The organism is Listeria sp. SHR_NRA_18, from assembly GCF_003856515.1.
GTDB lineage: Bacteria > Bacillota > Bacilli > Lactobacillales > Listeriaceae > Listeria_A > Listeria_A newyorkensis.
Genome location: NZ_QPKR01000124.1, coordinates 1 through 211, shown reverse-complemented (window position 1 = coordinate 211; position 211 = coordinate 1). Strand labels below are relative to the sequence as shown.

Below are 211 nucleotides of genomic sequence, written 5' to 3'. Positions count from 1 at the left end.
CCAAGACCGTCCAAGTAACCGTTTTAAGCAAGCCAATCATTGAAGCAAAAGATCATACCATCTATGTAGGCGACAATTTTGATCCGTTGGCAGAAGTCAGCGCGAAAGATGCGAAGGACGGAGACCTAACAGGAAAACTAGAGCTAATCAAAAATGACGTAGATAACATGACCCCCGGCGTATATGACGTTACGTATCAAGTAACGAATAG

At 43.6% G+C, this 211-nt stretch carries 1 protein-coding gene; it reads left to right on the top strand.

Going from position 1 to position 211, the window contains the following annotated elements; all coding sequences use genetic code 11:
- The coding region (locus tag DUK53_RS17420) for an immunoglobulin-like domain-containing protein (RefSeq protein ID WP_124893274.1) at positions 1-211 on the top strand (211 nt) is incomplete at both ends.